Source organism: Luteimonas rhizosphaerae (assembly GCF_002849595.1).
Taxonomy (GTDB): Bacteria; Pseudomonadota; Gammaproteobacteria; order Xanthomonadales; family Xanthomonadaceae; genus Luteimonas; species Luteimonas cellulosilyticus.
On sequence record NZ_NRQR01000012.1, the window covers coordinates 1 to 22,630 of the forward strand.

Annotated in this window: 17 protein-coding genes, 1 tRNA gene and 4 pseudogenes; 13 read left to right on the forward strand and 9 right to left on the reverse strand. The window is 69.8% G+C overall.

The genetic code is table 11. The features are described 5' to 3' along the window. From CJ022_RS17030 to CJ022_RS05045, 5 genes and pseudogenes are all read left to right on the forward strand, one after another. Positions 1–286 (forward strand): annotated as a pseudogene (locus tag CJ022_RS17030) (SPOR domain-containing protein); the annotation flags it as partial. Positions 287–320: 34 nt separating this feature from the next. Beyond that, a tRNA-Thr gene (locus CJ022_RS05030) sits at positions 321–396 on the forward strand. 130 nt (positions 397–526) lie between these two features. After that, positions 527–1,424: pseudogene (gene rocF / locus CJ022_RS05035) on the forward strand (arginase). A 129-nt stretch (positions 1,425–1,553) separates the two neighbouring features. Then, positions 1,554–1,712, forward strand: coding sequence for an entericidin A/B family lipoprotein (locus tag CJ022_RS05040; RefSeq protein WP_101925589.1), 159 nt, complete (start codon positions 1,554–1,556; stop codon positions 1,710–1,712). 293 nt (positions 1,713–2,005) lie between these two features. Continuing rightward, a complete protein-coding gene (locus CJ022_RS05045; protein WP_101925590.1) occupies positions 2,006–2,203 on the forward strand; it encodes a CsbD family protein in 198 nt (65 codons plus the stop codon). A gap of 85 nt (positions 2,204–2,288) precedes the next feature. On the opposite strand, the gene CJ022_RS05050 is transcribed toward CJ022_RS05045, so the two are convergent. Then, positions 2,289–3,116: a hypothetical protein gene (locus tag CJ022_RS05050; protein WP_233198615.1), complete on the reverse strand. Its 828-nt coding sequence runs from the start codon at positions 3,114–3,116 to the stop codon at positions 2,289–2,291. A 117-nt stretch (positions 3,117–3,233) separates the two neighbouring features. Between CJ022_RS05050 and CJ022_RS05055 the strand changes: the two genes are divergently transcribed. The 3 genes from CJ022_RS05055 (at position 3,234) to CJ022_RS05065 (ending at position 5,878) form a co-directional block, all read left to right on the forward strand. Beyond that, on the forward strand, positions 3,234–4,559 hold the full coding sequence (locus CJ022_RS05055; protein WP_101925591.1) for a tryptophan--tRNA ligase: 1,326 nt from the start codon (positions 3,234–3,236) through the stop codon (positions 4,557–4,559). Then, positions 4,556–4,867 carry a hypothetical protein gene (locus CJ022_RS05060; RefSeq protein WP_101925592.1) on the forward strand — a complete coding sequence of 104 codons (312 nt, stop codon included), beginning with the start codon at positions 4,556–4,558 and terminating at the stop codon, positions 4,865–4,867. Before CJ022_RS05055 ends, CJ022_RS05060 begins: the two co-directional genes overlap by 4 nt. Before the next feature lie 78 nt (positions 4,868–4,945). Next, a complete protein-coding gene (locus CJ022_RS05065) occupies positions 4,946–5,878 on the forward strand; it encodes an MBL fold metallo-hydrolase (RefSeq protein ID WP_101925593.1) in 933 nt (310 codons plus the stop codon). Positions 5,879–5,919: 41 nt separating this feature from the next. Here the strand turns inward: CJ022_RS05065 and CJ022_RS05070 are convergent, their stop codons facing one another. From CJ022_RS05070 to CJ022_RS05100, 7 genes and pseudogenes are all read right to left on the reverse strand, one after another. Continuing rightward, a complete protein-coding gene (locus CJ022_RS05070; RefSeq protein ID WP_101925744.1) occupies positions 5,920–6,303 on the reverse strand; it encodes a VOC family protein in 384 nt (127 codons plus the stop codon). Between the two features lie 50 nt (positions 6,304–6,353). Then, positions 6,354–7,092 (reverse strand): annotated as a pseudogene (locus CJ022_RS05075) (SDR family NAD(P)-dependent oxidoreductase). Positions 7,093–7,096: 4 nt separating this feature from the next. Then, positions 7,097–8,530: a dihydrolipoamide acetyltransferase family protein gene (locus CJ022_RS05080; RefSeq protein WP_101925594.1), complete on the reverse strand. Its 1,434-nt coding sequence runs from the start codon at positions 8,528–8,530 to the stop codon at positions 7,097–7,099. A gap of 174 nt (positions 8,531–8,704) precedes the next feature. Next, a pseudogene (locus tag CJ022_RS05085) lies at positions 8,705–9,733 on the reverse strand (alpha-ketoacid dehydrogenase subunit beta); the annotation flags it as partial. Next, entirely contained in the window at positions 9,730–10,803 is a 1,074-nt protein-coding gene (pdhA, locus tag CJ022_RS05090; protein WP_101925596.1) for a pyruvate dehydrogenase (acetyl-transferring) E1 component subunit alpha, read from the reverse strand. The gene pdhA and the pseudogene CJ022_RS05085, both read right to left, overlap by 4 nt. A gap of 424 nt (positions 10,804–11,227) precedes the next feature. Further along, on the reverse strand, positions 11,228–13,627 hold the full coding sequence (locus CJ022_RS05095) for a pre-peptidase C-terminal domain-containing protein (RefSeq protein WP_101925597.1): 2,400 nt from the start codon (positions 13,625–13,627) through the stop codon (positions 11,228–11,230). Then, positions 13,516–14,727: a Calx-beta domain-containing protein gene (locus CJ022_RS05100; protein ID WP_101925598.1), complete on the reverse strand. Its 1,212-nt coding sequence runs from the start codon at positions 14,725–14,727 to the stop codon at positions 13,516–13,518. Before CJ022_RS05100 ends, CJ022_RS05095 begins: the two co-directional genes overlap by 112 nt. Positions 14,728–14,858: 131 nt before the next feature. Between CJ022_RS05100 and CJ022_RS05105 the strand changes: the two genes are divergently transcribed. The 3 genes from CJ022_RS05105 (at position 14,859) to CJ022_RS05115 (ending at position 19,339) form a co-directional block, all read left to right on the forward strand. After that, complete coding sequence (locus CJ022_RS05105) at positions 14,859–15,743, forward strand: tryptophan 2,3-dioxygenase (protein ID WP_101925599.1); 885 nt, start codon at positions 14,859–14,861, stop codon at positions 15,741–15,743. A gap of 283 nt (positions 15,744–16,026) precedes the next feature. Next, positions 16,027–17,601 (forward strand): AbgT family transporter, encoded by a 1,575-nt coding sequence (locus CJ022_RS05110; RefSeq protein WP_101925600.1) that lies wholly within the window; start codon positions 16,027–16,029, stop codon positions 17,599–17,601. A 160-nt stretch (positions 17,602–17,761) separates the two neighbouring features. Further along, positions 17,762–19,339 (forward strand): peptide MFS transporter, encoded by a 1,578-nt coding sequence (locus tag CJ022_RS05115; RefSeq protein WP_101925601.1) that lies wholly within the window; start codon positions 17,762–17,764, stop codon positions 19,337–19,339. A gap of 99 nt (positions 19,340–19,438) precedes the next feature. Here CJ022_RS05115 and CJ022_RS05120 read toward each other — a convergent pair whose 3' ends face one another. Beyond that, a complete protein-coding gene (locus CJ022_RS05120; protein WP_101925602.1) occupies positions 19,439–19,942 on the reverse strand; it encodes a MarR family winged helix-turn-helix transcriptional regulator in 504 nt (167 codons plus the stop codon). Positions 19,943–20,037: 95 nt separating this feature from the next. On the opposite strand from CJ022_RS05120, the gene hppD reads away from it, so the two are divergent. Both hppD and hmgA read left to right on the forward strand, forming a co-directional pair. Next, positions 20,038–21,144 (forward strand): 4-hydroxyphenylpyruvate dioxygenase, encoded by a 1,107-nt coding sequence (gene hppD / locus CJ022_RS05125; RefSeq protein WP_199171433.1) that lies wholly within the window; start codon positions 20,038–20,040, stop codon positions 21,142–21,144. A gap of 193 nt (positions 21,145–21,337) precedes the next feature. After that, positions 21,338–22,618 (forward strand): homogentisate 1,2-dioxygenase, encoded by a 1,281-nt coding sequence (gene hmgA / locus CJ022_RS05130; RefSeq protein ID WP_199171435.1) that lies wholly within the window; start codon positions 21,338–21,340, stop codon positions 22,616–22,618. Positions 22,619–22,630: the final 12 nt, after the last annotated feature.

A 22,630-nucleotide genomic window follows, 5' to 3' on the forward strand; every position in this document is an offset into this window, starting at 1 on the left:
TCTGGTCGCGGCGGGCTTCGACGATTACTACGTCATCGCCGAAGGAGAGGACGCCAACGGCGTCGCCCTCGGCCGCTTCGGCAGCGAGGCCGGCGCGACCTCGCGCGCGACCGCGTTGCGCGCAGCGGGTTTCGACGTGCAGAGCGCGCCGCTCGGCAGCACCGTCGTGCGCCACTGGATCGATCTCGCAGTGGCCGACGATGCCGCGATGGCACCGCTGCGCGCCGCGGCGGGCGCCGCGCGGCTGGCGCCCCGGGACTGCAATGCCTCGGGGGATGCGGGTTAGAATGCGCCGCCGCGGACGCGATCCGCGGTTCCGTGCCGGCATAGCTCAGTTGGTAGAGCAACCGCCTTGTAAGCGGTAGGTCCCCAGTTCGAATCCGGGTGCCGGCACCATCCCGATGCAGCTCCCGCGACCCGCGTCCTGTCGGACGCCTCCCTCGGCCGCCGGATGCCCGCCACTGTCGCGGTGCAGCGGCCCGATGGCCAGCCCGCGCTGCGCGTTCCGTCCTCGCAAGGAGCCTTCATGCAGCAGTCGTATCCCCCCGTGTCGATCTTCGGCGTTCCCACCGATGTGGGCGCCGGTCGCCGTGGCGCGTCGATGGGGCCCGAAGGCCTGCGCGTCGCCGGCCTCGTCGAGGCGCTGGCCGCGCGCGGCGTCGACGTCGTCGATCGTGGCGATCTCAAGGGTCCGAAGAATCCCTGGCAGGGTCCGGATGCCGGCTACCGCCATCTCGACGAAGTCGTCGCCTGGAACACCGCGGTGCTCGAGGCATCGGCCGCGGAACTCGCCCAGGGCCGCATGCCGGTGATGCTCGGCGGCGACCGCCGTGGCCCGCCACTGCCGCGCCCAGGGCAAGACGCTGCGCGTGCTGTGGCTCGATGCGCACACCGATTTCAACACCTCGCAGATCACGCCGTCGGGCAACATCCACGGCATGCCGGTCGCCTGCCTGTGCGGCATCGGTCCGGACGTGCTGACCGGGATCGGCGGGCATGTGCCGGCGATCACGCCGGCGCAGATCCGGCAGATCGGCATCCGGTCGGTCGACCAGGACGAGAAGCGCCTGGTGAAGACGCACGGCATCGACATCTACGACATGCGTTACATCGACGAGGTCGGCATGCGCCAGGTGCTGACCCAGGCGCTCGACGGCATGGACGACAATACCCATCTGCACGTGAGCTTCGATGTCGACATCCTCGACCCCAGCATCGCGCCCGGCACCGGCACGCCCGTGCCCGGCGGCATCAACTACCGCGAAGCGCAGCTGGTGATGGAAATGATCGCGGACACCGGCCGGCTCGGTTCGCTGGACATCGTCGAGGTCAACACCGCACTCGACAACGGCAACGCCACCGCGGAGCTCGCCGTGGACCTGGTCGAAAGCCTGTTCGGCAAGTCCACCCTGATGCGCGACTGAGCGCGGCCACAGGGATGAACAGGGAGGCCTTGCCGCGCGCTGACTGCACGTGGCGTTCACAGCCCTGACTCCTATATTCCTCCCCACGGTTGCGACGCAACCCGTCGACCTGACCTCTGGAGAATCCGTATGAAGCGTTTGACCGCCCTGTTGCTGCTGGCCCTGTTCTCGACCGCCACCCTGAGCGCCTGCAACACCATGAAGGGTGCTGGCCAGGATGTGCAGAAGGTGGGCGAAAAGGTCGAAGACAGTGCGAACAGCACCGGTGGCACGACCACCCGTCCCTGATCCGTCCGGACGCACGCGACATCGAAACGGGCCGGCATTGCCGGCCCGTTTTTTTGTGTCTGCGGATCCCGGACAAGCGGAAATGTCAGCAAGCCGATTCGGGAAAATGGCCGCGCCCGATTGGCGATCACGCGTTTCCGACGAAGGTGAATCCCGGCGCGGATGTGAGCGCGCGCCACATGAAAGTTTGACCTGGCATTGATGCAGGCGCGGCGAGAGTGACAGCACGTTCCAACGCACCCGTTACTGCGGTGCCGACGGCACAACTTCCGCTCGACAACAGGATGCATCCAATGAACAAAGACATCATTTCCGGCAAGTGGACCCAGCTCAAGGGCAAGGCGCAGGCGAAGTGGGGCGATCTGACGGACGACGTCTTCGACGTCGCCGCGGGCGACAGCAAGTACCTCGCCGGCAAGCTGCAGGAGAAGTACGGTTGGGAGCGCGACCGCGCCGAAGACGAAGTGCGCGAGTTCGAGAAGACGCTCTGACGTTCGTCGCGCGTATCGACGCCTTCCGCGTCGCGATGTGATGCCCGGACGGGCCGGCGATTGCCGGCCCGTCTGCATTCGGGCTTCAGTCGTGGCCGGGCGGATCGGGCACGAAGGCAGGCGGAAACGCGTGCGGTACGTGCGGCGATCCCATCGGCGGTTGCTGCGGTCCGATGCCCAGCGCCGCCAGCGCTTCGGGGGCGTCGTAACGCAGCTCGACCACCGCGATCGGCGTGCGATGTGCTCGCACGAATGACGTCTGCGACACGGGGGCCCATTCGCGCGGACCGTGGCCGGTGCCCAGGCGCTGGACGGCGCTCTGGGTGGCGTCGCCTCGTGCGTTGGCATCCGACCCGGGCGCGGCCGATGTCGGCATCGGCGGCGATGCAGCTTCCGCTGCGCGGTCGGTACGGGGCATGGGGCGTACCGGCGGCGGCACGCGTTCCTCGAAGACCGCGATGCCGACGGTGCCGACGTTGTCCGGCCGCCCGGTGCGCGCGGCATAGCTGTCGGGCAAGGCGGTGAAGGTGAAGCCGGCGATGTCCGCGTACGACTTGCGCCAGCCCGCGATGTCGGTGCTCTGCCACGCATCCAGCACATAGCCGGTCTGGGCAACGTCGGCGGTCTCGCCGCTGACGGCGTTGACCCCATCGACCGACAGCACCACCAGCACGCGCGCGCCGGTCGTGTTGGTCAGCCGGATCGCATACGGCCGGCCGGGTGCGCCCGCCACCCAGTGCGTACCGCGATGGGTGTAGCGGGGCAGGGCGGCGCCGCTGGCACGGTCGACGAGTTGCAGGTCGACCGGCGTGGTGCGCGGCGACGCGACGCGCAAGGCGGCCACGGGGGTCGACCACGACAGGGTGGTGGCGAGCAGGCAGGCAGTGGACAGCAGGCAGGCGGTACGGGACATGGCGGTTCTCCGGAAGGGACCGACTGTCGAACGCGCCAGGTCGCGGGTCGGGGTTGCGGCCGTCGCCGCGATGCCAGCGGTTAGACTGGCGATCTGTATTGCAGCCGTCCGCAGCCCATGTCCCAGCGTCCCCTCCGCGTCCTGACCGGCATCACCACGTCGGGCACGCCGCACCTCGGCAACTACGTCGGCGCGGTGCGCCCGGCGATCACCGCCAGCCGCGCGCCGAACACCGAGAGCTTCTATTTCCTCGCCGACCTGCACAGCCTGATCAAGGCCCAGGACCCGGCGCGCACCCAGCGCTCGACGCTGGAGATCGCGGCGACGTGGCTCGCGGCCGGGCTCGACCCGTCGAAGGTGTGGTTCTACCGCCAGAGCGACGTGCCGGAGACGACCGAGCTGATGTGGCTGCTGACCTGCGTGGCCGGCAAAGGCATCCTCAACCGTGCGCACGCCTACAAGGCGGCGGTCGACAAGAACCGCGCCGACGGCGAGGACGACGATGCCGCGGTGACGGCCGGTCTTTTCATGTACCCGGTGTTGATGGCCGCCGACATCCTGATCTTCAACGCCGACCGGGTGCCGGTGGGCCGCGACCAGATCCAGCACATCGAGATGGCGCGCGATTTCGCCCAGCGCTTCAACCACGTCTACGGTCGCGACTGGTTCAACCTGCCGGAAGCGGCGATCGACGACAACGTGGCGACGCTGCCGGGCCTCGACGGCCGCAAGATGAGCAAGAGCTACGACAACACCATTCCGCTGTTCGTGCCGCAGGCGCAGCTGAAGAAGCTGGTGTTCTCGATCCTCACCGATTCGAAGATGCCGGGCGAAGCGAAGTCGACCGACGGCTCGGCGCTGTTCCAGCTCTACCAGGCGTTCGCGACGCCGGACGAGACCGCCGGTTTCTTGGCGGCGTTCGCCGACGGCATCGGCTGGGGCGATGCGAAGCAGCAGCTGTTCGATATCGTCGAACGCGAGATCGCGCCGATGCGCGCGCGCTACGAGGACCTGATCGCGCGGCCGGGCGACATCGAGGACGTGCTGCGCGACGGTGGCCGCCGCCTGCGGGAGCGCTACGCGACGCCGCTGCTGCAGCAGCTGCGCGACGCGGTGGGCCTGCGCGATCTCGGCAAGGTGGCCGTGGCGACCGGCGGGACCACGGACGTGGCGCTCGCCGTGCGGCCGCTGGCGGTGTTCAAGCAGTACCGCGAACCCGACGGCAAGTTCTACTTCAAGCTCGTCGACGGTGAACGCGTGCTGCTGCAGAGCCACGCCTTCGATGCCCCGCGCGATGCGGGCCAGGCGATCGCGCGCCTGCGCCGCGGCGAACTCGCGCTCTCAGAGGCTCCTGCCACGCTCGGCGACGGCGTCGATGCGGCCACGGTGCAGGCCGCGCTCGATGCGCTGGCCGCCGCCGATGCCGAGAAGGCGGCGTCGTGAGCCCGGCGGTCGCGGAGAACCTGGCGCTGCTGTTGTTTCTGCCGTGGTTCCTGATCCTCGCGGTGCTGTTCTGGGTCTTCCCGCGCCAGCCGCGCGGCGTGCGCCGGATGGTGTACGACCTCGCGAGCCTGGCGCTGTCGCTGGTCGCGTTCCTGCTGTCGATCCATTGGGCGCACGCGGTCGCCGATCGCGGCCACGGCACGATGTGGGCGCAGATCCTCGCGACCGCGGTGGGCTACGGCGTGTTCCTCGGTGTGCTCGGCATCGCATTCGCGCTGCGCGGCCCCGTGTTGCGATCGCGCGGTTGAGCGGCGTCGACGCAGGCCGCATGCGACGTCGACACCACACGGCCTAGACTGCCCGTCCTGTCCAACGGGAGACGACCGATGCGCGATCCGGATGCGATCACCATCATCGACACCGGCTACGTCCGGCCGCAGCTGTGCGCGGCCTATCTGGTCGAATCCGGCGGGCGTGCCGCGCTGATCGACTGCGGCACCGCGACCTGCGCCCAGCGCGTGCTCGACGCGATCGACACCGCCGGCGTCGCCCTCGATGCGGTCGACTGGCTGATGGTCACGCACGTGCATCTGGACCATGCCGGCGCGGCCGGTCCGTTGATCCAGGCGCTGCCGAACGCGCGGCTGGTCGTGCATCCGCGCGGCGCGCCGCACATGATCGATCCCACCCGGTTGATCGCCGGCGCCAAGGCGGTCTACGGCGAGGCGATGTTCGAGCGCGATCACGCGGGCATGCTGCCGGTCGCGGAGGACCGCGTGGTGATCGCGGACGACGGGCACGTGGTCGATCTCGCGGGCCGCGCACTGCTGTGCATCGACACGCCGGGGCATGCGCTGCATCACTACAGCGTCTGGGACGCGGCCACGCGCAGCTGGTTCGCCGGCGACACCTTCGGCCTGTCCTACCGCGAGTTCGACACGTCGACCGGTGCTTTCGTGGTGCCGACGACGTCGCCGGTGCAGTTCGATCCGCAGCAGATGCACGCCTCGATCGACACGCTGCTGGCGCGCGCGCCCGAGCGTATCCGCATCGCCCATTACGGCGAAGTCGGCGACTGCGTGCGGCTCGGCGCGGATCTGCACGATCAGATCGATGCGATGGTCGGCATCGCACGTGCCGCGCAGGGCCAGGCCGACCGCCACGCGCGCATCGTCGACGGGCTGTCGCGCCTCTACACCGCCCGTGCGCGCGAGCACGGCGTCGACGACGCGCCGGCGCGCGTGGACGCGGTGCTCGGCAACGACATCGAGATCAACGCCCAGGGTCTGGCGGTGTGGCTGGATCGCGCGTCCCGCTGAGCCGGCGACGGCGTGGCGGGAACGCGACGCGCTGCAGCGGGCTAGTCCCAGTGGTTGGTGTGCGGACCGAATGCGTCGCGCTGTGGCCGGATCACGCAGAAGCGGTGCCCGCTGGGTGCCTGCATGACCCACCAGCGTTTGACGAAGCCGATCCTCGTCGCGCCCAGCGCTTCCAGCCGGTCGGCTTCGGCGTCGACGTCGTCGGCTTCGATATCGAGATGGATGCGCGAGGCGTGGTCGACCTTCTGCAGCAGCAGGATCGGCTCGTCGTCGGCGGTCTCGAGCACGGCGTAACGGCCGTCGCCATCCTCGTCCGCGGACGCGACGGGCTTGCCGAGCGCGCGGCTCCAGAATTCGACGTGCGGGGCGAGGTCGTCGACATCGCAGTCGAGGACGAACGTGGACAGGCGGCTGCGATGCGGCATGGCGGTGCTCCCGGGCGAGAGGCGACGGCAGCGGCCGCCGCGGACCGCCATTACACGCCCAGCGACTGCCCGCCGTCGACCGCGAGGATCTGGCCGGTGATCCAGCGTGCCTGCGGCCCGCACAGGAACAGCGCCGCGGATGCGACATCGTCGACGGCGCCGAAGCCGCCGAAGGGAATCGAATCGCGGATGCGCGCGTACAGGTCGGGATCGCTGTCCGCGCGCCGCGCCCACAGGCCGTCGGGAAACTCGATCGAGCCCGGCGCGATCGCGTTGACCCGGATCCGCTCGCGGGCGAGCTCGGCGGCCAGCGTCGTCGTGGGCCGGCGCACGCGGCGTCGGATTCAGCGCGTTGATCGAACTGATGTGGAGGATCGCCGGCGCCTCGCTGCACCGCAGGTGCGGCAGCGCGGCGCGGTTGCCGCGCACGGCGGCCATCAGATCGACCTCGAACCCGGCCTGCCAGGCGGCGTCGCCCTGCGCATGCGACAGCGCGGAGGCGTTGTGGACGACGACGTCGATGCCGCCGAGCGCGGCCGCGGCGGCGTCGATCCAGGCATCGATCTGCGCGGGATCGGCGAGGTCGCACGCCTGCGGATGCACCGGGTGGCCGTGCGTCGCGAGCGCGTCGGCCGCGCGGGCGAGGGCCGTGGTGTCGCGCGCGCACAGCGACACGGCAGCGCCCGCGCGTGCGAACGCGTCGGCGATCGCGAAGCCGATGCCGCGGCTGCCGCCGGCGACGAGGACCCGGCGGCCGGCGAACGCGCGCGTCGCGTCTGCGATGGGCATCGCGTCAGTTCGGCAGCGCGAGATCGTCGATCAGCGCCTTGAGGAAGCGCGCGGCCTCGCCGCCGGTCGCGGCGCGATGGTCGAACGTGACCGACAACGGAATGACCTTGTGCGATTCGAAGCCGCCGATCACCGGGGTGATCTGGTGGCGGCCGCGGCCCGCGGCGACGATCGCCACGCACGGCGGCACGACGACCGGCGTCGCGTAACGGCCGGCGAACATGCCGAAGTTCGACAGCGAGATCGTGTAGCCGCTCAGTTCGCTGGCCGGAATGCTGCGGTCTTCGACCTGGGCGCGCAGGCGGTTGATGCCCTCGCGCACGCCGCGCGCGTCGAGTACGTCGGCATTGCGCAACGCCGGCACGAACAGGCCGTCATCGGTGTCGACCGCGATGCCGATGTCGACGTGCGGGTGCAGGGTGCGGGTGAGCTTGTCGTCGTCGAACCACGCATTGAGCGCCGGCACTGCGCGCGCGGCGGCGCAGATGCCGCGGATCAGGCGGCCGGTGACGTCGTTGCCCGGCGCCCAGGCGTGGATGTCGGCATCGTCGCTGAGGGTGGTCGGCACGACCTTCGCGTGCGCATCGGCCATGACCCGCGCCATGTTGCGACGCACGCCCTTCAGCGGTTCCGGCTGCCCCGACGCCGTGACCGACGGCGGCTGCGTGCGCATCGGCTTGCCGGATGCGGACAGCGCGGTGCGCTGCGCGGCGTCGCGCGTCTGCGTCGGCGCGGACGCCGCGACAGGCGCGCGGGCGGCTTCCGCGCTGCGCGGGACGGGTGCGCCCGGCGCCGCGCTGCCGTCCGCTGCCGCCTGCTTGACGTCGGCCATGGTCACGACGCCGTCGGCGCCGGTGGCGCGCACGCGCGCGATGTCGACCTTGAGCTTGCGTGCGAGCGCGCGTACCGCGGGCATCGCCTTGACGCCGCCGGCCGAACTCGCCTGTTCGCTGTGGACGGTGTCGGAGGACTGCATCGCGCCGACCACCGTGCCGGTATCGGCGCGCGCGCCGCCGGCGTCGGATTTCGCTTCGGGCTGCGCGTCGTCGCTCTCGACGATGGCGCCGCCTTCGGTCGACGCGACCACCCGGTCGTCCGGCGCCGGATCCTGGCTGCCGACGCTGGTCCCGGCCGCCTTCGGCGGACCGTGGTGATGGCCGGTGTCCTGGCCCTCGGCGCGCTGCGGCAGGCTGGGATCGATCTCGAATTCGGCCAGCACCGCGCCGGTCTCGACGATGTCGCCGGCCTCGCCCGCGAGCTTCAGCACCTTGCCCGAGACCGGCGACGGCACGTCGACGACCGCCTTCGCGGTCTCCATCGACACGAGGGCGTCGTCGAGGCGGATGGTGTCGCCGACCTTGACCGCCCATTCGACGATGGTGGCATCGGGCAGGCCTTCACCGAGGTCGGGAAGGCGGAAGGAAGTCGTGTTGGCCATGGTGTCGTTCCGTAGCGCGGGGCGTGGCCCGCGGTCTGAGGGAGTGCCCGACAGGCGGGGCCTGCCGGTGGACTAGCGCGGACCGGTCGGCGACCGGCGCAACGCCTGTGGTGCGGACGTGCCCGCGCAGCTGCTGCGGGCCGAACGCGGGCGCCGACCGGCGCCGTTGGACCACCCGGCCGCCATCGCCCGCTTGGCCGCGGCGACGATCTTCTCGACGCTCGGCAGGTACTTCATTTCCAGGCGGAACAGCGGGATGTGCGTGTCGTAGCCGGTGACGCGCTCGACCGGCGCGACGAGGTCGTACATCGACTCCTCGGCCAGGCGCGCGGCGATCTCGGCGCCGAAGCCGGCGGTCTTCGGCGCCTCGTGCACGATCACGCAGCGGCCCGTGCGCGAGACCGACTCGGCGATCGTCGCGAAGTCCAGCGGCTTGAGCGTGGCGACGTCGATGACCTCGGCGCTGATGCCGTCCCGGGCGAGCGCCTCGGCCGCTTCCAGCGCTTCCTTGACCTGCGCACCCCAGCTGATCAGCGTGACGTCGGTGCCGTCACGCAGCACGTAGCAGACGTCGAGCGGCAGCGCCTCGCCGTCGTCGGGCACGATCTCCTTGTACTGGCGGTAGATGCGCTTGGGCTCGAAGTAGATCACCGGGTCCGGCTCGCGGATCGCGGCCAGCAGCAGGCCGTAGGCGCGCGCCGGCGACGAGGGCATGACCACGCGCAGGCCGGGCACGTTGGTGAAGATCGATTCGTTGGCCTCGCTGTGGTGCTCCGGCGCGCGGATGCCGCCGCCCCACGGCACGCGTAGCACCATCGGGCAGGTCAGGCGGCCGCGGGTGCGGTACCGGAAGCGCGCGGCGTGGCAGATGATGTGGTCGACCATCGGATACATGAAGCCGTCGAACTGGGCTTCGGCGACCGGCTTCATGCCCATCGCGGCCATGCCGACTGTCAGGCCGGCGATCGTGGTCTCGTCGAGCGGCGTGTCGAGCACGCGCTCGGCGCCGAATTGCGCCTGCAGCCCGGCGGTCGCGCGGAACACGCCGCCGTTGACGCCGACGTCCTCGCCGAGCACGACGACCGACTCGTCGGCACGCAGCTCGTAGGCCAGCGCCTGGGTGATCGCTTCGATCAGGGTGATCGCGACGGGCGCGTCGTTCTTCGCGGCGGCGGCCGTGGTCTTGCTGGCGGCGGCGTTCATGCGCGACCCTCCGCGGCGATCGCCTTCGCGCGCTGTTCCAGCAGGTCCGGCGGCGGGTCGGCGTAGAGGTAATCGAACATCGCTTCGACCGGCTGCACCTTCAGTTCCAGATAGGCGTTGATCTCGACGTCGATGCGCTGCGTGCAATCGGCGATCCAGGCGTTCTCCTGCTCGTCGTCCCACAGGTTCTGCGCGGTGAGATACGTCCGCAGGCGGGTCATCGGATCGCGCGTCCAGGCGTCCTTGACCTCGGCCTCGTCGCGGTAGCGGCGCGCATCGTCGGCGGTGGTGTGGTCGTGCAGGCGATAGGTCATGAACTCGATGACGCTGCCGCCTTCGCCGTTGCGGGCACGCTCGAGCGCGCGGCGCATGCCTTCGAGCACGGCGACCGGATCGTTGCCGTCGACCTGCAGGCAGTGCAGGCCACCGGCGAGGCCCTTCTGCGCCAGCGTCTTGGCGCCGGTCTGCGCGTTGCGCGGCACCGAGATCGCCCAGCCGTTGTTGATGATGCATTGCACGAACGGCAGCGCGTAGGCGCCGGCCGAGTTGATCGCGGCGTAGGTGTCGGTCTTCGAGCTGCCGCCGTCGCCGCAGCAGGTCACCGCGACCCGCGGCTCCTTGCGCAGCTTGAACGACAGCGCGGCGCCGGCGGCGTGCAGGCACTGGGTCGCGATCGGCACGCACCACGGGAAATCGTGCTTCTGGTGCTGGAAGTCGTTGCCGCGCTCGTCGCCGCCCCAGTACATCAGGATCTCGCGCAGCTGCACGCCGCGCATGATCTGCGCGCCGTATTCGCGGTAGCTCGGGGCGAACACGTCCTCGGGGCGCATCGCCGCGCCGATGCCGACATGCGTGGCCTCGTGGCCGAGGCACGCGGCATAGGTGCCCAGCTTGCCGGTGCGCTGCAGGGCGATCGCCTTGCTGTCGAAGGTGCGAACGAACAGCATCTGCTTGAACAGCGGCAGCAGCGCGGACGGATCGGAAAAGGCCTCGGGCAGCTCGGCGACGAGGGTGCCGTCCGGGCCGAGGTACTGCAGGTATTCGATATCGAAAGTCGCGACGACGGTCATCGTGCCAACCGGGGGGAAGATAGTTGCGAATGATAACGGTCGGGTCGTTAAGGCCTGTTGCGCGCTGCGGCATGACGGCGACGGGGCGGATGGCGTAAGGGCGAGGCGCTGCGCGAGCCCAGGTGGGAGGCCGCGCCGGCAGCATCTTGGTTCAGGCAGCGGCGGTGCCGCGCCTTGCACGCAGCGAAGACGCCGCTCCGCAACGAACCGGTCCGTCTGCCCGTGCGAGCCGTAGGCCGCGGTGCTCGAAACGGACTGCGACCGCGTCCCGCAGGGCGGCCACGCACAGGGGAGCGACAGCGCTGGCGACATCGATCCCGCGCCGGCAGGATCCGCAACGCAACACCCCGGCCGGAGCCGGGGTGCAGACGTGCCCCGATGCGGGCGAGCGCGATCGGGGCGTGGGCGGCGTGCCGCCCTGCGGTCAGGGCGTGAAGCTCGCCCGGACCGACGTGCGGGCGAAGGCGCGCTCGCCGGTGACGCGGAGGTACCAGGTGCCCGGCTGCGGGACCGCGATCTGCACGGTCTCGTTGTTACCCGGACGCTGCGAGCGCAGCTGGTAATCCGAGCCGGTCGGCACGGCGTCATGGCTGGCGTACAGGGTCACGTCGCCGCTGCCGCCGGCCGTCAGCAGGCGCAGGTTGCGCGCGCCGGCCGGCACGTCGATGCGGAACAACCGCGATTCGCCGGCCTCGCCCGACAGGCCGCTCAGCAGCACGCCGTTGACCAGCGGGGTCGCGGCCGAGGCCGGATCCTCGACGACGGCGACCGTGGCGACGGCGTTGTCGTTGGCCGGCTCGGGATCGCGGGTCTGCGCGCTCGCGGCGACGGTCAGCGACACCGTGTCGCCCACTGCGTCGTCCGGCGCGGTCGCGGTCAGTGCGAACACCGCCTCGCCGTCGACGGCCAGCGTGTCCGCGCTGCACGACACCGTGGTCGTGTCGGCGTCCATCGTCGGCGCATCGCAGCTCCAGCCGGCGGTGGGCGCGATCGCCAGGTCGTCGACGGCGATGTCGAGCACCGCGCCGAAGCCGGGGAAGGCGGCCGCGTCGGGACCGGCGTTCGTCAGCGTGGCGGTGAACGCCAGCGGCTGGCCCGCGATCACCTCGTCTTCGACCGCGTCCGCGGTGACCGCCAGGTCGGCGTCCGTCACCGGCGTCACGCGCAGCAGCAGCACGGTGGGATCGTGGTCGGACAGCCGGGTCGGCGTCGCCGCGTCGTTGCGCGCGATCTCCGGGAAGTCGGCGTTGATGCGCGCATGGCTCACATCGAGCCCGGCGACCAGCGGCGAATCGACGATCGCCTGGTTCACCAGCACGTGGTCGAGCGACTGCGCCTGGTAGTCGAACACGAACGAATAACGTGCCTCGGCATCCGCTTCCAGCGTCATGTTCAGCAGCGACGGGGCGATCAGCACCGCGCCGTCGCCGTCGACCGCGGTCTCGCCGTCGGGCGAAGGCAGGCCGGTAACCGTGCCCATCGCATCGACGTAACCGTCGTTGAACTCGAACGCGTTGAAGTCGCCGAGCACGACGATGTGGCGCCCGGGATCCGCCTGCTGCATGTCGTCGATGATCTCGGCGAGGAACGCCGCCTGCTTCTGCCGCTTGTCGCGGACGCGCTGGCCGCCGGTCGCCCAGCCGTTGCTCCCGGCCTCGTCGGACTCGATGCCGCTCAGCGAACGCTGGTGCACGACGATCGCGGTCAGCGGGAAGCTGCGGCCATCGGCGAAATGCGCGACGGCATCGAGCACCAGCGGCGGGCGGTCGTTGAGCACGCTGGTCGAGCCGTTCGGATTGACCAGCACGGCGTCGGCGCCGACCTGCTCGACCGCGGACACCGCGATGCGGGCGACGCTGCCGACCGAGGCGGTCCTGACCAGGAAGCCGACGTCGATGCCGCCGACGTCGAAGCCCTCTTCCAGATACGCCACGTAGCCCGGATCCGGTTGCCCGGCCGCGACCGCGTCGGCGTTGACGCGCGTCGCGAGCGCCTGCAGCACCGGCAGGTTCTCGACCTCGGTCACGCCGAGGATGTCGGGCGAGTGCAGGAACGCGCGGATGCCGATCGAGGCCTTGGCCATGCGGCGCTCGAGCGCGTCGGCGGTCAGCGTGGGACCGCTGTTGCCGTCGTTCACCGTGTCGAAGAAGCGCTGCAGGTTGTAGGTCGCGAAGGTCACGTGGTCGGGGCCCGGGGCCATCGACGCCCGCGGCTCGCCGGCCCCGCTGCAGTCGCTGGTCAGCGCGGCATCGGGGTAGATCGTGTAGCGGCGGAAGGTGTAGTCCAGCGGCCCGGTCAGCGAGTCGTCGACGATGCGGCAGCCCGCGGCGAGGTCCGCGGTCGGCGCGCCGATGGTGTTGCTGTTGACGGCGATCAGCTCGGGATTGAAGTCCCAGCGCGGAATCGCCGGGGCACTGCTGCCGAGCGGGTCCGGATCCGGAACCGGGATGCCGGGCTCGCGGAACGGTCGCGCGGTGCCGGTGACGACGACGGCGAGGCGGCCGTTGCTGCTGCCGGTGGCCTGCGCCTCGTTGGTGTTGCCGCCGGTCGGGGCGACGACGGTGAAGCTCGGTGCAGTGACGCGCATGCCTTCCAGATGTTCGAGCTGGTCCAGGCCGTCATCGGCGTTGGGCATGTCGGGCGTCAGCGCGATCGGCGCCGGCAGGGCGTGGCCGGTGGACAGCGCCAGCACCGAGGCGTTGGTCAGCTGGGTCAGCGGCAGCTGCTGCGGGTCGGCGGCCGGGATGTATTCCAGCACCGTGCCCTGCACCAGCACGCGGTTGCCGACCGCGGCGTCCGCCGGCGGCGCGCTGCTGGTGAACACGAACAGGCCTTCGGAGGTCGCGGGGTTGCCGTCATCCTCGCCATCCGGCGTCTGGACGAAGAAGCCGTTGTTCTTGCGGCCGGTGACGATGCCGGTGGTCGCGTGGTGACGTCGTCGTTGACGATGGTGACGGTGGCCTGCGCCCTGGCCAGTTCGGCGCCGCTGACGTCGCTGAGCTCGACGGTGAAGGTCTCGTCGGGCTCGACGGTCTCGTCGCCGACGATGTCGATGCTGAGCGTCAGCTCGCGCTGGCCGGGGTCGAAGGTGATCGTGCCGCTGCGCGCGATGTAGTCGTCGTCGGCGTTGGTCGCGGTGCCGTCGGCGGTCGCGTACTGGAAGCGGACGCCATCGGGGCCGGCCGGCTGGTTGAGGCTGACGGTCAGGAACACCGGCGCGGTGCCGCTGTCGCCCTCGGCGCCGCTGGCGTCGCCGATGCTGAGATACACGATGCCGCCACCGCTGCAGACGTTCGGCACGCTGGCGCCGTTGCGCGGCGCGGGCGCCGCGGCGCTGAAGTCGGCGGCGTTGTCGCGCGTGTCGCTGCAGCCGTCGCCGCCACGGAAGGTCGCGGTGGCATTGGTCAGGGCCGGCGCGGGACCGCTGCCGGCGAAGAAGTTGGCGCCGCCGTAACCGACGAGGTCGGCGATCAGCGCGGTCTGGGCCGGGGTGCACGCGGTGCTGCCACCGTTGCAGCCGAGGCTGGTGGTGGTGTCGGCCAGCGCGACTTTTCCGCTCGCGCCCGCCATGTTGATGGTGCCGCTGGCATCGGGGGTGGGCAGCGGGGCGCCGGTCGCGCCGCCGCCCAGACCGATCAGGAAGTAGCCGCCGGCCGGAATCTCGACCTCCGGCAGCACCACGATCTGGCCCGCGCCGGCGCCGAAATTGCCGGTACCGGTCGCGCTGGCGTACTGCAGCGAACGCCCACCGAGGGGTTCGGGCAGGTCGCCCGCATTGAACAGTTCCACGTAATCGGCGTTGTAGGGCGCGCCGCTGTTGCCGCCCCCGCCGTAGACCTGGCTGATGACGACCTGCGCGGACGCCGTGCCGGCGCCGCAACACAGCAGGAGCGCCGGCAGCAGCCGGCCGATACGACTGGTCATGTGTGTCTCCCCGATCCATCCCCGGGCGGTGCGCCCGGCGTCGATTGTGCCCCGGCTATATCGCAGTTGCATGACGCAAGGCGGCACTTCCTGCCGATCGACGTCACCCGGCCATGCGGTAGGCTGCGCGGATGACGATCGACCGCAACCAGCGCCCGCTCGAAGCGGGCATCCACCGCGACCTGTCGGGGCGCGTGACCTACGCCGGCTACCTGCGCCTGGACCTGTTGCTGGCGGCCCAGCAGCCGCTGTCGGACCCGCCGCATCACGACGAGATGCTGTTCGTCGTCCAGCACCAGGTCTCGGAGCTGTGGCTGAAGCTGATGATCCACGAGCTGCGCGCCGCGCTGGCGCACCTGGACCGCGACGAGGTCTGGCGTTGCCGCAAGGTGCTCGCGCGCTGCAAGCAGGTGCTGCGGCAGCTGACCGAGCAGTGGTCGGTGCTCGAGACGATGACGCCGGCCGAATACATGGAATTCCGCGACGTGCTGGGGCCGTCGTCGGGCTTCCAGTCGCTGCAGTACCGCACGGTCGAATTCCTGCTGGGCAACAAGAACGCGCAGATGCTCGACGTGTTCGCCCACGATCCCGAGGGCCAGGCCGGCCTGCGCGAGGTACTCGACGCGCCGGGCCTCTACGACGCCTTCCTGCGCTACCTCGCGCGCTGGGGCCATCCGGTCGATGCGCGCCACCTGGACCGCGACTGGCGCGCGCCGCACGTGTTCGACGATGCGCTGGTGCCGGTGTTCGAGGCGATCTACGAGAACACCGACCGGCACTGGCGCGAGTACGCGCTGTGCGAGGACCTCGTCGACCTGGAGTCGCAGTTCCAGCTCTGGCGCTTCCGCCACATGCGCACGGTGATGCGCATCATCGGCTTCAAGCGCGGCACCGGCGGCTCGAGCGGCGTCGGCTTCCTGCAGCAGGCCCTGCAGCTGACGTTCTTCCCGGAACTGTTCGAGGTGCGCACGCATGTCGGGCCGGGCCAGGGCAGCGCGGCGCCGCCTCCGCCCTGAATCGCCGGGCAGGCCGCCTCCGGAGTTCCCGGAAGACGGTGCGCGTGGTCGCGCCGCCTGTTCCGCGCGGCGTCGCCCGGTATCGGGCGTGTTGCGAGGCCGTGATCCCTCGCGGGTGCCGCGCGGGGGCCCTTCGGGACGTCGCCCTGCAGCGGTCCAGTCGCCGGTGCGCGCACGGCGCGCGACGCGTGCGGCCGATACGGGCGCACGCCGACTGCCGCGCAGACGCGCGCCGCGCGACTGCTAGGATGCCGGGTCGCATGCCTGCAGGGGAGACCGTCGAATGAGCCAGCCCAGTCCCGAGATCGCCGCGCCGCGCGGTGTCGTTGCCCGTTTCCTCGACGCGGTCGAACGGATCGGCAACAAGCTGCCCGATCCGGCGGTGTTGTTCCTCGGCCTGATGCTGGTGGTGTGGGTGGTGTCGGCGCTGCTGGCGAACGTCAGCTTCGCCGAGATCGATCCGCGCAGTGGCGATCCGATCCAGATCCGCAACCTGCTCGCGGGCACCAGCTTCACCACCTTCATGGCGGACATGGTCCGCACCTTCGTGACCTTCGCGCCGCTGGGCGTGGTGCTGGTGGCGATGCTGGGCCTCGGCGTCGCCGAGCACACCGGCTTCATCAACGCCGCGCTGCGCGCGGTGCTGTCGGTGACGCCGAAGATGCTGCTCACCCCGATGCTGATCGCGGTCGGCATCTTCAGCCACGTCGCGGTCGATGCCGGCTACGTGCTGGTGATCCCGCTGGGCGCGGTGATCTTCTACGCCGCCGGGCGGCACCCGCTGGCCGGTATCGCGGCCGCGTTCGCCGGCGTGTCGGGCGGCTTCTCGGCGACGTTCATTCCCTCGAGCCTCGACCCGCTGCTGTCGGGCCTGACCCAGGAAGCGGCGAACCTCATCGACCCGTCGGTGATCGTCAATCCGCTCAACAACTACTACTTCACCACCGCGTCGACAGCGCTGATCGTGCTGGTCGGCTGGTTCCTGACCGACCGCGTCATCGAGCCGCGGCTGCGCGGCACGCCGGTCGACGGCGACGCCAAGGACATGCCGACGATGGAAGCGCTGACCGCGCGCGAGCGTCGCGGCCTGTGGCTGGCGGTGCTGGCGATGGTCGCGGTCGCGGCTGCCGTCGCCGCGACGGCGATCGGCGCGGGCTCGGCCTGGCGCGCGCCGGCGGATGCGCCCACCGGCGCGGGCGAACTGCTGGTCGCGAACGCGCCGCTGATGCAGTCGATCGTGCCGCTGATCTTCATCCTGTTCGTCGTGCCCGGCATCGTCTACGGCTACGCCTCGGGCGCGGTGAAATCGCACCGCGACATCATCGCCGGCATGAGCAAGGCGATGAGCGGCATGGGCTACTACATCGTCATGGCGTTCTTCGCCGCGCAGTTCATCTATGCGTTCGGCCAGAGCAACCTCGGCGCGCTGCTGGCGATCAAGGGCGCGAACGGCCTGCAGGCGCTGGGCCTGCCGACCGGCGTGACCCTGGTCGGCATCGTGCTGCTGTCGGGCTTCGTCAATCTGCTGGTCGGCTCGGCATCGGCGAAGTGGGCGCTCATCGGCGCGATCATGGTGCCGATGCTGATGCAGCTGGGCATCTCGCCCGACCTCACCCAGGCGGCGTACCGCGTCGGCGATTCGAGCACCAATATCATCACGCCGCTGCTGCCGTACTTCCCGCTGATCGTGGTGTTCTGCCAGCGCTACGTGAAGTCGAGCGGCATCGGCACGCTGCTGGCGTTGATGCTGCCGTTCTCGCTGACGCTGCTGGTCGTGTGGTCGGCGTTCCTGCTCGGCTTCTGGGCGCTGGGCCTGCCGCTGGGCGTCGGCGCGAGCTATGTCTACCCCGCGGGCTGAATGCGCGGATGATCTCGACGGGCCGGCGCGTTGCGACGCGCGTCGGCCTGCCGGGGTAGCAATGGTCACTTTCCATGTGGTCCGGGCGCGGCTAAGTTAGCGCGTCGCCCGGGACCGTCCCGGGGCACTCGATCACCGTCAGGAGTCGCCCTACGTGTCAATGAATCCGTACGCCGCCGAGGAACAGAAGACCATCCTCGGCCATCCGCGCGGCCTGTTCGTGCTGTTCTTCGCCGAAATGTGGGAGCGCTTCTCCTACTACGGCATGCGCGCGCTGCTGATCTTCTATCTCGTGCAGCACTGGATGTTCTCGGATTCCGAGGCCTCGGTGATCTACGGCGCGTACACCGCGCTGGTCTACATCGCACCGGTGATCGGCGGCTACCTGGCCGACCATTACCTCGGGCAGCGCAAGGCCGTGGTGTTCGGCGCGGTGCTGCTGACGTTCGGGCACTTCCTGATGGCGTTCGAAGGCGACGGCGGCCAGACCGCGGCCGAGATCAACATCTTCTGGCTGGCGCTATCCTTCATCATCGTCGGCTCGGGCTTCCTCAAGGCCAACATCTCGGTGATGGTCGGCCAGCTGTATCCGCGCACCGACATCCGCCGCGATCCGGCGTACACGATCTTCTACATCGGCATCAATCTGGGTGCGGCGCTCGGCGCGATCATCGCCGGCTGGCTCGGCCAGACCTACGGCTGGGCCTACGGCTTCGGCGCCGCCGGCATCGGCATGCTGCTGGGCCTGGTGGTGTTCGTGCTCGGCAAGCCGCTGCTGATGGGGCGCGGCGAATCGAAGGATCCCGCGCGACTCGACCGCCCGGTCTTCGGCATCAAGTTCGAGTGGCTGCTGTATCTGGTGAGCTTCGTCGCCGTCGGCGTCGTCTGGCTGCTGATCCAGTACCAGGCGCTGGTCGGGTTCCTGCTGATGGGCACCGGCGCGGCGCTGGTGGCCTACGTGCTGTACCAGTCGGTGTTCAAGCTCGAGCGCGAAGAGCGGCACCGCATCTATGCGGCGCTGTACCTGATCTTCGGTTCGATCCTGTTCTGGTCGCTGTTCGAGCAGGCGGGTTCGTCGCTGAACCTGTTCACCGACCGCTCGGTCGACCGCAACATCTTCGGCTTCGAAGTCCAGGCCTCGGTGTTCCAGTCGATCAATTCGATCTACATCGTGACCCTGGGCCCGCTGTTCGCGATCCTGTGGATGTGGCTCGCCAAGCGCGGCTGGGAACCGTCGACGCCGACCAAGTTCGGCCTCGGCGTGGTCCAGGTCGGCCTCGGCTTCCTGGTGCTGGTGGCCGGCACCGCCGCCGCCGGCCCGGGCGCGCTGACGCCGGTACTCTTCATCTTCCTGATCTACCTGCTGCACACGACCGGCGAGTTGTGCCTGTCGCCGGTGGGCCTCTCGGCGATGAACCGCCTGACCCCGGCGCACATGGCCAGCCTGATCATGGGCACCTGGTTCTTCGCCTCGGCGACCGGCAACTTCGCCGCGGGCCTGATCTCGGCCGCCACCGGCGGTGAAGGCGGCGGCGTGGAGCGGGTCATGGAGGTCTACTCCAACGTCGGCTGGCTCGCGGTCGGCGTCGGCGTGCTGATGGTGCTGATCGCGCCGCTGATCCGTCGCCTGATGCACCTCGACACGCTGCAGGACGATGCGCCGTCGCTTGCCGGCCAGCGCGAGATCGGCGAACCGGTCGCGGCCGGCACGCGCCTCGATGAGGAACGTCGCCCGTAACGGGCTGCGGCGACCGCGGAACGAAAAACAGCGCCCCCGGGCGCTGTTTTTTTTGGGCGGATCGCCCGGTGCGTCAGCCGGACGCGGGCAGCCGCACGCTCAGGTCTGCAGCGGCGAATCCAGTTTCGCCATCAGCCGGTCGAGCAGGGCGCGTTCGTCGTCGTCGAGCGAGGCCAGCACGGCGCGCTGGTAATCCAGCGCCAGCGGCACGACCACGTCGTAGACCGCGTAGCCGGCTTCGCTGAGTTCGAGCACCGAGCGGCGGCGGTCGGCGTCGTGCATCTCGCGGGTCAGCAGGTCGCGCTCGAGCAGGCGCGCGACCGCGCGGCTCACCGCGACCTTGTCCATCGCCGTGCGCTCGGCCACGCCGTTCGCCGACAGGCCCGGATACCGGCCCAGCACCGCGATCACCCGCCACTCCGTCACGCTGATCCCGAACCGCTCCGAATAGATCTCCGCCAGCCCGCGGCTGATGCGGTTGGTCAGGACGCTGAGCCGGTAGGGCAGGAACTGCTCGAGATCGAGCGTCGCGTGGCCATGCCCCTCGTGGCGCGCCCCGGGGCGGCCGGTCGTGGGCAGATCGGATGCAGCGGGCTGGGTCATGGTGCGGTGCGCCTTGCCTGTGGTTGCACTTGTAACTATAAAGGAGGTCTGAAGCCGCGCCTTTCCCGCGCTGCCACATCGCCACGGAGTATCCCATGAGCGCTCACGCACACACCGCCCCCAATCTCGGCATGGAAGTGACCACGTTCGAGAACCCGATGGGCATCGACGGCTTCGAGTTCGTCGAGTTCGCCGCGCCTGCGGGCCAGGCCGACTTCATGCACAGCTACTTCCGCAACATGGGCTTCACCGCAGTGCTCAAGCACAAGACGCGGGCGATCACCGTGTACCGGCAGGGCGGGGTGAACTTCCTGCTCAACGAGGATCCGGATTCCTTCGCTGCGGATTTCGCCAGGGCGCACGGTCCGTCGGCCTGCGGCTTCGCGATCCGCTTCCAGCAGCCCGCCGGCGACGTCTACGGCAAGGTGCTCGGGAACGGCGGCGAAGCGATCGGCGACCGCGAATCGACCAAGGCCGTCGACGCGCCGGTGGTCAAGGGCATCGGCGACTGCATGCTGTATCTGGTCGACCGCTACGGCGGCAACGGCTCGATCTACGGCGACGACTACGTCGCGATCGACGGCGTCGACCAGCACCCGACCGGGTTCGGCCTGACCTTCATCGACCACCTCACGCACAACCTCTACTTCGGCAACATGCAGAAGTGGTCGGACTACTACGAGAAGCTGTTCAACTTCCGCGAGATCCGCTACTTCGACATCAAGGGCGCCAAGACCGGCCTGAAGTCGAAGGCGATGACCGCGCCCGACGGCGTGGTGCGCATTCCGCTCAACGAGTCGAACGATCCGAAGTCGCAGATCAACGAGTACCTCGACGCGTACAAGGGCGAGGGCATCCAGCACATCGCCTGCTTCACCGACGACATCTACGTGACGATCGAGCAGATGCGCGAGAAGGGCATTTCCTTCCTCGACACGCCGGAAACCTACTTCGACGTCATCGACCAGCGCATCCCCGAGCACAACGAGGACGTCGAGCGGCTGCGCCGCAACAAGATCCTGATCGACGCCGATCCGGAGACCAAGCAGCGCAAGCTGCTGCAGATCTTCACGACCAACGCGTTCGGTCCGATCTTCTTCGAGATCATCCAGCGCAAGGGCAACGAGGGCTTCGGCGAAGGCAACTTCCAGGCGCTGTTCGAGAGCATCGAACGCGACCAGATGAAGCGCGGCGTGCTCTGAGTCTGCGACGGCGCCGTCTTCGCGTCGACGTGGCGCGAGCCGGCGCAGGCGGCAGGTCTGCAGCCGTGACCCCGGCGATTGCCGGGATGCACGGCGGAACTTCCATTCGGGTGACACCATGAACGCATCGACGGACGACACGGTGACGGCGCTGCCGCTGGGCGACACGCAACTGCGGCACGCGCGCGGGTACATGTCGGGCTTCGGCAACGAATTTGCGACCGAGGCCGAGCCGGGCACGCTGCCGGTGGGGCGCAACTCGCCGCAGCGCGTGGCGCACGGCCTCTACGCCGAGCAGCTGTCGGGCACGGCCTTCACCGCGCCGCGCGGCGAGAACCGGCGCAGCTGGCTGTACCGCATCCGCCCGGCGGCGATGCACGGCACGTTCTCGCCGTACCAGCAGCCACGCTTCCACGACGGTTTCGATCGTGGCCCGGTCCCGCCGGACCAGATGCGCTGGAGCCCGTTGCCGATTCCGGAGACGCCGGTCGATTTCGTCGACGGCCTGTTCTCGATGGCCGGCACCGGCGGCCCCGGCGCGCACGAGGGCGTGGGCATCCACGTCTATGCCGCGAACGCGTCGATGACCGACCGCTTCTTCTACAGCGCCGACGGCGAACTGCTGCTCGTGCCGCAGCAGGGACGCCTGGTGCTGGCGACCGAGTTCGGCGTGCTCGACGTCGAGCCGCAGGAGATCGCGGTGATCCCGCGTGGCGTGCGCTTCCGCGTCGAACTGCCGGATGGCCCGAGCCGCGGCTACGTGTGCGAAAACCAGGGCCACGCGCTGCGCCTGCCTGATCTCGGTCCGATCGGCGCGAACGGTCTGGCCAATCCACGCGACTTCCTCGCGCCCGTGGCCGCGTACGAAGACATCGAGGGCGACTTCACCCTGATCGCCAAGTTCCAGGGCCATCTGTGGCAGGCGCCGATCGACCACTCACCGCTCGACGTCATCGGGTGGCACGGCAACTACGCGCCGTACAAGTACGACCTGCGCCGCTTCAATGCGATCGGCTCGATCAGCTTCGACCATCCCGACCCGAGCATCTTCACCGTGCTCACCTCGCCGAGCGACACGCGCGGCACGGCGAACATGGATTTCGCGATCTTCCCGCCGCGCTGGCTGGTCGCGCAGGATACGTTCCGCCCGCCGTGGTTCCACCGCAATGTCGCCAGCGAGTTCATGGGCCTGGTGCACGGCCAGTACGACGCCAAGGCCGATGGTTTCTCGCCCGGCGCGTGTTCGCTGCACAACTGCATGAGCGGTCACGGCCCGGACGCGGCGACGTTCGAAAAGGCCAGCGCGGCCGATCTGTCGAAGCCGGATGTCATCAGCGGCACGATGGCCTTCATGTTCGAAACGCGTGCGGTGATCCGGCCGACGCGGCAGGCGCTCGATGCCGTGCACCGGCAGGGCGACTACCAGGATTGCTGGGCCGGCCTGCAGCGCAACTTCGTGCCGCCGCGCGGCTGAGCGATGCGCGGT

What these genes read in the sequence shown, in the direction of transcription:
- CJ022_RS05040 (WP_101925589.1), top strand. Translation starts at nt 1,554, where the DNA reads ATGAAGCGTTTGACCGCCCTGTTGCTGCTGGCCCTGTTCTCGACCGCC.
- CJ022_RS05045 (WP_101925590.1), top strand. Translation starts at nt 2,006, where the DNA reads ATGAACAAAGACATCATTTCCGGCAAGTGGACCCAGCTCAAGGGCAAG.
- CJ022_RS05050 (WP_233198615.1), bottom strand. Translation starts at nt 3,116, where the DNA reads ATGTCCCGTACCGCCTGCCTGCTGTCCACTGCCTGCCTGCTCGCCACC.
- CJ022_RS05055 (WP_101925591.1), top strand. Translation starts at nt 3,234, where the DNA reads ATGTCCCAGCGTCCCCTCCGCGTCCTGACCGGCATCACCACGTCGGGC.
- CJ022_RS05065 (WP_101925593.1), top strand. Translation starts at nt 4,946, where the DNA reads ATGCGCGATCCGGATGCGATCACCATCATCGACACCGGCTACGTCCGG.
- CJ022_RS05070 (WP_101925744.1), bottom strand. Translation starts at nt 6,303, where the DNA reads ATGCCGCATCGCAGCCGCCTGTCCACGTTCGTCCTCGACTGCGATGTC.
- CJ022_RS05080 (WP_101925594.1), bottom strand. Translation starts at nt 8,530, where the DNA reads ATGGCCAACACGACTTCCTTCCGCCTTCCCGACCTCGGTGAAGGCCTG.
- pdhA (WP_101925596.1), bottom strand. Translation starts at nt 10,803, where the DNA reads ATGACCGTCGTCGCGACTTTCGATATCGAATACCTGCAGTACCTCGGC.
- CJ022_RS05100 (WP_101925598.1), bottom strand. Translation starts at nt 14,727, where the DNA reads ATGACCAGTCGTATCGGCCGGCTGCTGCCGGCGCTCCTGCTGTGTTGC.
- CJ022_RS05105 (WP_101925599.1), top strand. Translation starts at nt 14,859, where the DNA reads ATGACGATCGACCGCAACCAGCGCCCGCTCGAAGCGGGCATCCACCGC.
- CJ022_RS05110 (WP_101925600.1), top strand. Translation starts at nt 16,027, where the DNA reads ATGAGCCAGCCCAGTCCCGAGATCGCCGCGCCGCGCGGTGTCGTTGCC.
- CJ022_RS05115 (WP_101925601.1), top strand. Translation starts at nt 17,762, where the DNA reads ATGAATCCGTACGCCGCCGAGGAACAGAAGACCATCCTCGGCCATCCG.
- CJ022_RS05120 (WP_101925602.1), bottom strand. Translation starts at nt 19,942, where the DNA reads ATGACCCAGCCCGCTGCATCCGATCTGCCCACGACCGGCCGCCCCGGG.
- hppD (WP_199171433.1), top strand. Translation starts at nt 20,038, where the DNA reads ATGAGCGCTCACGCACACACCGCCCCCAATCTCGGCATGGAAGTGACC.
- hmgA (WP_199171435.1), top strand. Translation starts at nt 21,338, where the DNA reads ATGTCGGGCTTCGGCAACGAATTTGCGACCGAGGCCGAGCCGGGCACG.